The organism is Pedobacter frigiditerrae (genome assembly GCF_004331645.1).
In the GTDB taxonomy this organism is placed as follows: Bacteria; Bacteroidota; Bacteroidia; order Sphingobacteriales; family Sphingobacteriaceae; genus Pedobacter; species Pedobacter frigiditerrae.
Genome location: NZ_SJSK01000005.1, coordinates 192383 through 204350 on the forward strand (window position 1 = coordinate 192383; position 11968 = coordinate 204350).

At 40.9% G+C, this 11968-nt stretch carries 11 protein-coding genes; all 11 read right to left on the reverse strand.

All coding sequences use genetic code 11. The annotated features are described in order from the left end of the window. Position 1: 1 nt before the first annotated feature. A complete protein-coding gene (locus EZ428_RS18460; protein ID WP_205945753.1) occupies positions 2–1627 on the reverse strand; it encodes a GH39 family glycosyl hydrolase in 1626 nt (541 codons plus the stop codon). 6 nt (positions 1628–1633) lie between these two features. Next, positions 1634–2758 carry an alginate lyase family protein gene (locus tag EZ428_RS18465; RefSeq protein WP_131554682.1) on the reverse strand — a complete coding sequence of 375 codons (1125 nt, stop codon included), beginning with the start codon at positions 2756–2758 and terminating at the stop codon, positions 1634–1636. Positions 2759–2919: 161 nt separating this feature from the next. After that, positions 2920–3444 (reverse strand): sulfatase/phosphatase domain-containing protein, encoded by a 525-nt coding sequence (locus EZ428_RS24110; RefSeq protein ID WP_205945754.1) that lies wholly within the window; start codon positions 3442–3444, stop codon positions 2920–2922. 6 nt (positions 3445–3450) lie between these two features. Then, positions 3451–4410 carry a sulfatase-like hydrolase/transferase gene (locus EZ428_RS24115; protein ID WP_205945755.1) on the reverse strand — a complete coding sequence of 320 codons (960 nt, stop codon included), beginning with the start codon at positions 4408–4410 and terminating at the stop codon, positions 3451–3453. A 75-nt stretch (positions 4411–4485) separates the two neighbouring features. Further along, the gene (locus tag EZ428_RS18475) at positions 4486–5655 is read right to left on the reverse strand and encodes a right-handed parallel beta-helix repeat-containing protein (RefSeq protein WP_131554683.1); all 1170 of its coding nucleotides are present in this window, start codon (positions 5653–5655) and stop codon (positions 4486–4488) included. Positions 5656–5727: 72 nt separating this feature from the next. Next, positions 5728–7338, reverse strand: a complete 1611-nt coding sequence (locus EZ428_RS18480; RefSeq protein ID WP_131554684.1) for a hypothetical protein — start codon at positions 7336–7338, stop codon at positions 5728–5730. A gap of 750 nt (positions 7339–8088) precedes the next feature. After that, positions 8089–8859 (reverse strand): SDR family oxidoreductase, encoded by a 771-nt coding sequence (locus EZ428_RS18485; RefSeq protein WP_131554685.1) that lies wholly within the window; start codon positions 8857–8859, stop codon positions 8089–8091. Positions 8860–8911: 52 nt separating this feature from the next. After that, a complete protein-coding gene (locus EZ428_RS18490; RefSeq protein ID WP_131554686.1) occupies positions 8912–9259 on the reverse strand; it encodes a VOC family protein in 348 nt (115 codons plus the stop codon). 87 nt (positions 9260–9346) lie between these two features. Next, a complete protein-coding gene (locus EZ428_RS18495) occupies positions 9347–9745 on the reverse strand; it encodes a DUF5655 domain-containing protein (protein ID WP_131554687.1) in 399 nt (132 codons plus the stop codon). A gap of 1 nt (position 9746) precedes the next feature. Beyond that, positions 9747–10316 (reverse strand): Crp/Fnr family transcriptional regulator, encoded by a 570-nt coding sequence (locus EZ428_RS18500; RefSeq protein ID WP_131554688.1) that lies wholly within the window; start codon positions 10314–10316, stop codon positions 9747–9749. Between the two features lie 141 nt (positions 10317–10457). Next, entirely contained in the window at positions 10458–11414 is a 957-nt protein-coding gene (locus EZ428_RS18505) for a formylglycine-generating enzyme family protein (RefSeq protein WP_225871094.1), read from the reverse strand. Positions 11415–11968: the final 554 nt, after the last annotated feature.

Consider the following 11968-nt stretch of genomic DNA (forward strand, 5'->3'; position numbering starts at 1 on the left):
ATTATACTTGTTTGATCATGACACAGGTCCATGGTGCAATGGTCTTTTCATAATTTAGTATTCCTTTTTTAGGTTTTACCTGCTCTTTGGACAAGGCAATCGCAGCAAGCTTTAACTTGGCTACCTGTTCCCTGGTTGGGGGTTCGGGGCTCCCCATCTTTCTCCAGTCGTATAATACATTGCCATGTTCTGCATCTATGGTTTCTATTTCGAAAGAGGTGTTAGCAGGCAGGTCCGTTAACTGTAAACTTACCTGCTTTGGTTTTCCTATATCCGTTAGCTCATTTCCACCTCCAACGGCGTCGATTTTTTCTGGTGGGAAATGGTAAATTAGGGAAACTATTTTCTGTGTTTTAGAATTACGGGTCACGATCATCCCGTCTTCACGATGCAAAATTTCATCGCCAAGGGCATGCAACATTCTATATCCATGATAAGCAGGCTTAGGGATACCCTGATAGTTAATAAGTCCAAAGCCACCATGAAATATGGTATCTCCAGCGCCTTTTTCTTCAAACACATCAGTAAAAGTCCAGTAAGATAATGAATCAGTTAGTCCAATGCTATCTAAATTGGTTTTTAGCAAGAACGCTGCTACAGGCAGAATGTCATGGCCACGATCTCTTGGAGATGCACTGGTGTTCCACTCCGTTAGATGTAGCTCTGCGTTGGGATAGGCACTTTTTTTCACGGCATTACTCAACCAGGTTAGATCTTCCTTGGTAGACTCTACGCCACGGCCTTGTGGATAAGGATGGGTAGATATGAAATCAATGGCCAAATTTTCTTTTTGACAGTATGCCAGGAAATCTAGGATCCAAACGCCTTGGTACTTAGCCTTGGTATAATCGTCATTAAAGCCCGTTTCTACATTGTCGCCCGCCTCTATCCTCTGGCTTTTGTTGGCCCTGAAACTACTTGTTGACGGACCGCCGACCCTTAATTTCGGGTCTATTGCCTTAATTGCACTTACAGATACCTTGTATAATTCGAAATATTGGTCTTTACTGCCTGACCAAAAAGCACTTAGGTTAGGTTCATTCCAAACTTCAAAATACCAGGAATAAACCTCTTGTTTTCCGTAACGGTCAATGCAATGCTGGGTAAATTTAGAAACCAGTTCTGCCCATTTGGCAAAGTCTTTTGGTGGGGTAACATTACCTTTCCACCAGAACTGCGTTGTTGTACCAGATGCCATATCCGTTGGCATAAACCCCAACTCTACAAATGGTTTTACACCAATTTCCAGCATCCTGTCAAACAGGTCATCTATATATTGCCAATTATAAACTTCTTTTTCCTTGCCTGTTTTAGCATCTTTGAATATCCGGTAGACACACATGTCATCATGAAAAAGACCATGAAAACGCACATATTCGAAACCGCAGTTTTCTTTAACAAACTTTAAATGCTCTAACCAACCTGCCCTTAAGCCTTCATTTGCCCTACCTGCACCCACACACTTGCTCCAGAAGTGGGCGAATTTCTCACCTTTAGCTTTAAAACTTACCGTATGCTCTACATTCGCTGCAATAGCAAATACTGAACTAGCATTTAAAAATGATGGCATAAATAATGCCCCTGTACCGGCCAAAGCAGACTGGTAAATAAATTTTCGTCTTTGCATATTAAATTATTCTGATTTTTTTAAAGAAAAGGTTAAAGTGCCAAAACCAGGCTGGTCATAAGGTCTCGGTCCCGCACCTTCTGGCCTAATTTTATCTATTACTTTTTTAGTATAAGGTGCGTTTATTCCTTTACGGTTTTGATAATGGTTATAGACCATTTCGTAGATGGGTCTAAACTCTCCCCTATTATCTGCAGAAACTGTTTGATGCATATATTTTTTGGTCACGTCTGATTTGACCTCAAAAGGAACTTCTCCCCCCAGGTTATATTTAGCCGTATATTCAAAGCCCTTTAAAAGCCTATTGTTCAAGGCCCCGTACAAATCTATTCCCTGGTTGTAGGCTATTTCTGCGCATTCTGCAAGGTTTCCCAATCCCAGTTGCGCGTGGGCCTGGTCCCTACCGCTCTCTTGGCATTGACCACTCTCGTAGATATAGTTAGGTAGGCTGGCATTTCCCTCACCCTTTAGGTAATAATTTACCGCATCATCAAATATTTCCCTGTTGTTGCAAAACACGCCAATGGCCATTGCAGTCTTCAAGCAAGCATTTCCCCAATTGCCGTTAGCCCAGGGAGCATAGCTTTTTACCACGGGATAAAATACTTCCAGGAACATTTTTTCACACTGCGCGATATCCTTAGGGTCCCAACCCTTGTAACTATAACGAATGATTTCTGCTGCATTTAAAAAATGAGATCCGTTTAGACCTGCCAGCAATTCCTTGTCCCTTCTCACGATTGCCTTTAACTTATAGGAGTAGGCATTCAGGATTTCCACCGCTTTCTCTGCATGCGCTTTTTTTCCGGTGGCTGTCCACATTAAGGCATTGTAATAGGCCGCGATGCAATCATTATTGACCTCTTGGGCGTGCAGGCCAAAATCCTTCTCCCTGGCAACACTATCAAAGCCCCCCTTCACCTTATACGCTGAACTGGAGAAAGGATTGGCCCTCAATGCTTCAACACCGCCAAGCCAAGGCTGTTTAGCTCCATTTACGCGTTGATGAATCAGGTCCAAGGCAGCATTGCCGTGTAATATACCGGGATGGACAAATTTTTGCTGCGCAGTTGCCTGTTGTATCAGAAACAATGAGCAGATAAAAAGGCTCAGATAAAAATTACGGGTCATATTTGGTAGGGTTATTATTACAAATTAATAAATACTAAATCAGTTTAGCAAATATTTTACGAATTATGATTGATTTTATTTCACTAATGTTACAAGTAGGGAGAAAGACTCAACAATGTTTCTTTTTAAACTAATCCATCGTAGTAATCCCAAAGTATGTTCTAATGATTATAGGGGTGCAAGTAATCGCCTGTTGGACGCTTGACCGTCCCCTTTAGCGGTATCTGCAGGCCATTGGTACTCTTGAGCCAAGCTGCGAGTTCACTAGCCATCTCTAGCTCAATTTTCTCGCACCCCGGCTTTCCTGCTAGGTTGTAAAGTTCTTCAGGATCCTTTTTGATGTTGTACAACTCGTTTGTGTCCCAAACCCCATGGTACTTGATGAATTTAAATTCATCAGACCTTACCCCGAAGATTGTGGGCGTCATGGGAAAGCTAGATTCCCAGTAATACTCATAGAATACCTTATCCCTCCAATTTGTTTTGTCGCCTTTTAAAAGCTGGGTGAATGATTTACCGGGCATATGGTCTGGTTTTTGCAACCCAGCCATTTCCAGCACGGTAGGCGCAATGTCTACATTTTGTACCATGTTTTCAATTGTCTGCCCACCATTGAAAACTCCAGGGCCATAAGCTAAAAATGGCACTTTGACAGATTCTTCATAGAAATGCCTTTTGTCTATCAAGCCATGCTAACCAAAGGAGAAACCATTGTCGCCCATATAGATCACAAGGGTGTTCTGATCGAGGCCATTGGCTCTCAGGTATTCCAGCACGGACCCTATGCTTTCATCCACCCCTGCCAGCGTTTCACAGTAATTTCTTATATACTGTTGGAAATCCTTATGCTCATGGTACATGAAATCCACGCCATGCCAGCTAAACCGTTGGTTTTTCACCCACTGTGGCCAATTTAAGTTTTTATAATCATTATTGGAGGTCTGGTAAAAGCTACTGGGCAAGGCATACTCTAGATTTTTGTACATTCCCCTATGACGTTTTGCCGGTTGCCATGGTTCATGGACAGCCTTGTGTGAAAGATAAAGGAAAAACGGCTTTTTCTTATCCCTTTTCTCTAGCCAGGTAATTGCGTGCCCTGTTAGCAAATCGGTGATGTACGTGGAATCCCCATACTGGATTTCCGTTCCATTGATATTCAATTCGGGATTCCAGTAAACACCCTGTCCCTTGAAGCTTTCCCAATGATCAAAGCCCGGACGGGGTCGATCGGATTCATCCCCCATGTGCCATTTTCCGAAAAAAGATGTCTGGTAACCTGCCTTCTGTAAATATTGAGGAAAAAAAATCAGATTCTCGGGGTCCGGTGCCTGGTTATCGACCACGGTATGAACATGCGAATATTGACCCGTCAGAATAGATGCCCTACTAGGTGAACATAGGGACGTGGTCACAAACGCATTCTTGAAATATGCCCCATCCTTTGCCATTTTATCCATGTTGGGTGTCTTTAACCACGGTACCCTTTTGGTAAATCCCATAAAATCATTTCTATGGTCATCTGAAAGGATGAAAATCACATTTCTTTTGGCCGGATTATTCTTAATGGAAGCTAATTTAAGGGGATTTGATTTTTGAGAAAATCCAACGAGTGGTAAAATGTTCAGAAACAATAAAAAAGCTATGTACTTCATCGTAAATATGAATTTGTATACAAGGATATAATCCTGCCAGTTTATACTAAAAGCATAAACCAGCAGAATGAAGCGTTAATTTGCCTGACAGCTAACGTTAGTCAGATTCGTTCCCTTTTTAATATTCAGTGGAGAATTACCACTTAAGGAATTCCCCTGGACTTCACCATTTTTGGTGTTGTTTGGAATATAAATCCCGTTGTTGTCGTTATTATTCACGGTATTATCTATGATACTGAAATTTTGAGGCTGGCCGGTCTCGTCATACGCCAGTCCTATCCCAAAATCAGTGTTGCTGCTAACGGTATTTCCCCTCACCAAAATGATTGATGAACTGCCTCCCAAGCGGATTCCACGGAAATTATTCCCGGTCATGATGTTATCCTCAACAGTAAGGTTAGTTAGATGGGTTATGTTCAAACCATTTCCACCTGGAGAATCTTTAAAGTAATTTGTTCCATATACCCAGGCCTTATCAATACTTCTTAGGTAAACATTATGGAAAAAGGTTGGCAGGCTATGCGTTGAACTGGCCAAAGTTCCGTTACCCACTATATAATTACCTTTTAAAATGACATTATTGGTATGTTTGATATGGCATCCCATACCTGTATTTACGATCTTAACATTAGTAATGTACACACGGTTGTTCCTGGTCGTACCTCCATTATCTATGGTAATTTCTATTCCGAATAAGGGAAACTGGTTACTCATTCTGTAAGACTCTGGCCTGTTACCGTCAATGGACAAATCGGAGATCGTTAAGTCCTCAATATACCCCCCAGATTCCAGCATCCCCCTACCCTCTACGTTTGTCCAGCTTTCATCACGCTTGATTATTGACACATCTTGCCCACCACCTTTCAAGCGCACATTTGATTTAAGGATGATCGGGCTTTTGATACGGAAAATCCCACTACCCAAAAGAACAGTTCCCCCACCACTATTACTTAGGTTAGTTATGGCAGCATTGATTTGGTTTTGGTTATCATTTTCCGTTCTGGGCGATAACACATTTGATGGGCTTTCTATAATTGTTGCCTTGGTGGGCAATGTGGGTGTATAGGCGGCTGATTGTATGGTTGCCAGCATTACATTTGAAAGAGCTCCCTCTCCTTTTTTGACATACTGTCCATCCTGTGCCTGTGCCTGTGTTTGAGTTTGTTTTTCACATGAGGACATGGCACCCGTGATTGACAGTAAAGCGCCTAGGATAAGCGCCCTGGTCAAATGTTTAATTTTCATACTATTTAATTTGGCTAATGGATATTACACTTTTTTTTTACTTATATATACTTTATCGACCTGTCAGGTCAATTATCTCAAGCTCATTTCAACATATATCGTTGCCTCGGGCTCTAGGATGACCTCCCCTAGTTCAGCCACCATTCCCGTCTGGGTAATACTTGGAAGTTTTCCATTGTTTCTGCCATAACTGAACGATTTGCTGTTTATGGCATACAGATCGTATTTTAGACTAGCTGTATTCAGGCCCTTGAAACTTAACTTAATCGTTTGGCTGGTTGCAGTCTTATTCCAAACGACAACATTGTACCTGCCATTTTCAGAAGCCACGAATGAGTTTATCTTTGCAAGGTCATACGTGACCATATTTCTGTTGACAGGCATCTTATTATAAATCCAGAATGCGTAGAACCCGGAGCGGTACTTATAGTTTTTAGAGTCCCAGTCGTAGTTCTCCAAGGTGAAAAAGTCATCTCCGAAACTGGCACTTTGCCCCATCGACTGTGCCCAATAAAATCTATCTGTCTTTGTTAACTGCTCCAGTGCCAGTTTAGTAAGTTCAAGTGTCCTTGCACAATGCCTGTAGCTATTGTTTGCCAAGTCGTTAACACTGCTGTACGGGCTTTTTAACCAAGAATATTCTGTGCAAAATAACTTGACATTTGGCTGCAAGCTTCTGTAAGCAGCTGTTCCATTATAAAATCTGTTCATCTTGTCCACTGCGGTTTGCGTACTTGATTGGGCGATTGCATTGTCGCTCCAATTCAAGTAGTTGTGGTAAGCCAGGAAATCAAGGTTTATGCCATGCATTTTCCCGTCGGAGAGTTGCACCTTATTGGTGGCTGGGTTGGTTAACCGATCCATGAACATAGCGAGCCAGCGGTCCAGCTCAAATCCCGGCGCACCTATTTTTAAGTTAGCGTCAGTAAGTCTTTTGTTCGCCAGGCCAATGTAAGCATTGACGAAATCTGTCCAGAATAATTCAAAGTTAGGATAATAACCCCACTCAATACTCGAATCCAACTCTGGCTCATTTAAGATCTGGTAAAATATGTCTACGTTACCCCCAACATATGACCTTACCTTTTCGAAGGACGTGCCGTGCAAACGCTGTACTTTTTCTGCATCCCCTCTCATTGCACGGGGCACAGACTCCATTCCCAGGTGGATACCGACACCTGCCGCAATCAGGTTATTGACAATTGTCTTTTGTGAGGGCTGCCCGGCATCCGTTATATCGTTCCAGGTTCCGTCAGCGGAAATATTTGTCCCATTGGGAAGGTTCAATTTGTGGAACTTGACACCTAATGGCGCCAGCACATTTACCTGATCATATATTTTCCCTGCATTGACCCATTTTTGCGGGCAATATGTTCCCAATAGATCTTTTTTTAGGCTTACCCCTTCGTGAGTCCTTGAAAAATCAACATCAACCTGCAAGCGGTTGTCCGTAACCACCGGAACAGATACAGGCTGGACAGTACCCGTTACCTGTTTTTTTTCCTTTTTACAGGAACAGAAGGACGTCATCCCCATGACCAACATGGTGAATAGTCCAGCTTTCAACAAGTAAGTCAATCTTATCAAAAAGATCTGTATCAATGTATGAGCGTAAGTTTGAAGTAAACGAGCATCTCTAAGTTGAAATACTCTTCCAGTAACAAGTAGGTCCCGTTCGATCATGTTCTGTATTCATTTTTACTCAAAGACTGGATGCAGGGCAAGCCAATTTCCGCAAGTAATTAGGATATTTGGTTAGAGATTTTTAAATCTTATATCAATATTAGGTAAAGTAAATCGGTTTAGCAAATTAATTTTTGATAATGTTCACAAATTGGCAAAAAAAAAGGGAAGGTTTCCAACTACTCTTTATGGACCGAATTACGGAAACCTATAAAATCTCCTGACCCAATGACAACAATAATTGAACGGGCATGGATGAAAAAGTGTCCAGGTAGCGGATATCTTAACACAGTTGACATTTTTCTTTAATAGATTCTTTTGAACATCAATACCTTCGGATATCAGCAATCGTCATTTAAGGATTGGATTTAGCCAAATGTCAGATGAAAAATCGTGTCAGAGAAGTGCGTTTCCGGGTTTGGCAAATGCGGTGGTTTCTCTACTAATGTTTGGCATAGAACCAATTTTTAATTATTAGCCAATATGTCTAAGGCGCGCTGGACAGCCGCTTTTGCAATACCCATTTTATGGCCGTTTTTTTTCAGCGCTGCAACCAATTATTAAAGCGTTTCTGCAAGTCCTGACAATGGTCCCATTAACTCGACAAAAAATAAGCGCCAGAAGTAAGCCCTTCAAGAGATTTCGCGAATGTCTTTAGGCATAAGAGAAGCGAACGGAGTATCGATTAAGGATAAATGCAGAGTCAAGTCAGCATAGGAATTGTTCATTATTCAGCTTGTCCGTTTTCTGTCATAGCGTTTGAACTGGCGATTTTTTGTTAATGATTTTCAAGAAAAGTTTAGGGTTAATTCTTGAGCCAATTCTTAACACTTTTACAATGCCAATAGGAATTTCAAATATGTCCTTGCCTATTGCCTTTAGGCTTTCAACAGCCACTTTTTCAGCTGAAATGCCTTTGTCCGTTTGCCCACGTTTATCTCTTGCTCCATTGTCTAACTCAGTATCAACAATCGGTGGTAATATTTCGAAAACCTTTACGGTCGTGGCCTTTAACTGTTTGCGTAAAGAAATGGAAAAAGAATGTAAGGCAGACTTTGTCGCTGAATAAATAGGGACAATTACCAAAGGTACAATTCCCAAACCTGATGATACATTGATAATCGCACTCTCTTTATGCTTCATAAAATGAGGTGTAAATAGTGCAGTTAAATGAAATGTTGCGTCTAGATTAATAGCAGTTTCACTAGGGCCATTCAGATAGTCTGTTTCGCCCTTTCTAAAATCTATTTCTCGCTGGATACCTGCATTGTTTACAAGTATATTAACAGAAGGAAATTGTGCCATGCAAAAACCATATAATTCTCTGCGTTTTTCAATATCTGAAATGTCGCATTGTTTTGTTATGAGAGCAGGAAGCAGGTTTTTGGCTTCTCTCAATTTATTTTCCCGCCTGCCACAAATAATAACGGTATTGCCATTGGCAATAAATTGTTTTGCTAATTCCAAACCAATGCCTGTTGCACCACCTGTAATTAGAATTGTATTGTTTGTTATGTTCATTTACGTTTATAGATTTAAGTGTGCAAAAAATCCGATGTTGTTTCCGTATGGGTCAATTACCTGCGCAAAACGTTGTCACCAAAAATGAGTCCCAAGGTCCTTTGAAGATTGGTGTTTCTGATTCAATGAGTTTTTTATGGGTTTCATCCACTTCTGATGGTGTTTTGCGAGCAAATTGCATACTAATTCGGTTTTCGCCCTTTGGTGGTTGCCAATTCGGGTTGGTGTGCAACATTGCATTTTCGGGAATAAATCCGATACTGTAGGCGTCTTTCGATGTAAAATCGACGTGGTGTTCATTGTCTTGACCCTCGGGAATTGCAAGGGCAAGATTACGATATAATGAGGATTTTGCCAAGTCTTTTGCTGTTATGCCAACTGTCTGTAATGAAATTGCCATTGTTTATATTTCCTTAATGATTTAATGGGACAAAGGTCTGCAATCCATATTTAGTAAATGTTGCTTTATATCAACGTTTTTTGATGATTACGACATTTGGTAGGATTGTTTTATTAAGCCATAAATTTCCGTTGTCAATTCATCTAAACTGGAAATTCGAATATGATTTTCATGTTTGGTGTTCAAAACTAAACTTTTGATTATTGGAAAATCGTTTTGCTCTCTTTCTGAATAAAACTTGATGTCCAATTGTGTTTTCATTGGTCTCACAATGAGAAAGGTTTTGTGATGAACAAATACAACACAGTTTTTTGTTGCACCTACTACGATGTTTTCCCAATCAATAATTTCCGCCAAAAGTCTGTCAAATATAAATTCTAATTCTTCTGCTTTATTTTTGAAAAGGTCGCCAATGTTTACTTTTACGCAGTTATGCCATTGGTTAGGATTTCTTAATTCTCTTTCACACTTTGGGCAGGTCTGCATACTATAGTTGTGATTTTATTCTACTCAAAGTAGAAGGTGTCAAACCTAAATACGATGCGGCCATTTTGTTGGAAACTCTTACTAAAAACTCGGGTTGATATTTCATAACCCACTTAACTTTTTCTAATGCGTCAAAACCCTGAAAACCATAAATTCTTTGTTGAGCCGTGATGAAACCACGTTCTAAAATTTGTCTGTAAACTTTTGCAAATTGTGGTAAAGTCTCCACCAAATGAAAAAAGTTTTCTCTGGATATTTTCAGAAGTTCTGATTTTTCAATTGTCTGTACAAACTCGAAAGCCGGTGTTTGGTCTATTAAGCTTGGTAAAGCTGTACCAAAAGCACCTTCAAAAGCAAAATATCTTGTTGTATCTGTAGCTTCATTATTGGTTGTAAATAATCGTAAACAACCCTTGTTGACAAAATAATAATACTTACAAATTTCGCCTTTATTAAGAAGAAATTGATTTCGTTTTGTTGTCAATAAGGTAAAATGAGAACAAATATGGTCGAGTGTCGGCTCGTCAATAAATGTCTTTTTCTTAAGATATGTTTTGATTTTTTCGTACATCTGTCTGTAGTTTGACGCTCCAAAATGGCACGTACCTTAAAAATTTTAAGCTTTTGATTCCAATTTGAGCACTGTTTATTCAAGATTGGATCACATGAATCCTAATGATAAATTATCTTATCCTCCAAAAAATCGCGGGGTTTACATCACACACCTAAAACCAGTATTTTCCAGTCCGGTGTCCATTGAGGATTTCATGCGGGAAGATACCCGATAGCCTTCGCAATAAGATTCATTACATAAGAAAGAACCTCCTCTAACTACCTTCTTGGGTATTTGGGGCTCCATTGGATCAAGAGAACTGCCTGGCCCCCTTGGATTCACAACTGGTTTACCTGAATTATCATGATAATCTGCCGAATACCAATCGCTGCACCATTCCCAGACGTTTCCCGCCATGTCATATAGGCCATACCCATTTTTTGAAAAGGACCTAGTGGCTGCCAGTCCCCTAAAGTTATCCCAGTTGGTATTGAGGTTGGGAAAACTACCTTGCCAAGTGTTCGCCTTTGGCTTGCCGACTTCAACACCCTCATTCCCCCAGGGATATAGTGCATCCTTTAGGCCGCCCCTGGCAGCATACTCCCATTCTGCTTCCGTGGGCAAACGTTTTCCCGCCCACTTGGCATAAGCGGATGCATCGTTCCATGAGACATGAACAACCGGAAAATCCTCCTTACCGATAATGGAACTGTTTGGACCTTGTGGATGTTTCCAATCGGCACCTTTTTTCCAAGTCCACCAATTGCCAGGGTTATTTAAGTCTACCCGGTTCCTTGGTGAAACAAATACCAGGGATGCCGCAACCAAGACACTGTCGGGCGGCTTTGGAGTGCCTAGGGGCAACTGTTTTTTCATATCTTCCCAGTCGGGCACCTTTTCTGCAGTGGTAATGTATCCAGTTGCCTTTACGAACGCTGCAAATTGTTTGTTGGTAACTTCGGTAACATCCATCCAAAATCCCGTTAACCTCACCGCATGTCGGGGTTTCTCATCTAAACGACCGCCTTGGTCTGAGGCACCCATCATGAATTCCCCATCAGGGATCCAGGCCATCCCAGCTGTATCTGCCTTAATGCCAGCTAAGTCCGTTCTCATCGACTTTACACCGAACCGAGTGGGAAGGCGAGCACAACAACTTAAACTGTCATTTGACAATGTCGTTTCCTCCCTGGGCTTTTCAGAACATGAGGATATCATTATTATACCTACAAAAAATGAAACCTGCATTATCTTGTTCATTTATCTTTTTATGTTTAAATCGTAATTAATTGCAATATTTAATATTGAGTAACCTGATGACTTCCAGATTAAATTAAAGGCAATGCCACTTAATTATTTCGCAATTTAATAATATTAGGGATACCTAGCCAGTAAATTCGTGTGTTAAAACACATCAGATCGATTTAGCTTCCCATTCCAATTGCGGTAAATAGTGGCTGGGACATGATTTCCAGGCCATGAACTTCATTGTTAACATGAGCAGCATCGATCAAGTTATTTGACTGGCTACCAGTCAGGGTAGGAACTTCGCAGTGCCTGGCATAAAACAACCTAAATTTTTTATATAAACCCGACAATTTGCGGGAATGGCTTGCCACAGTTCAGTCCAAATAACCAGCCGTTAGCTAAGGGGCATTTCGAATCACGTT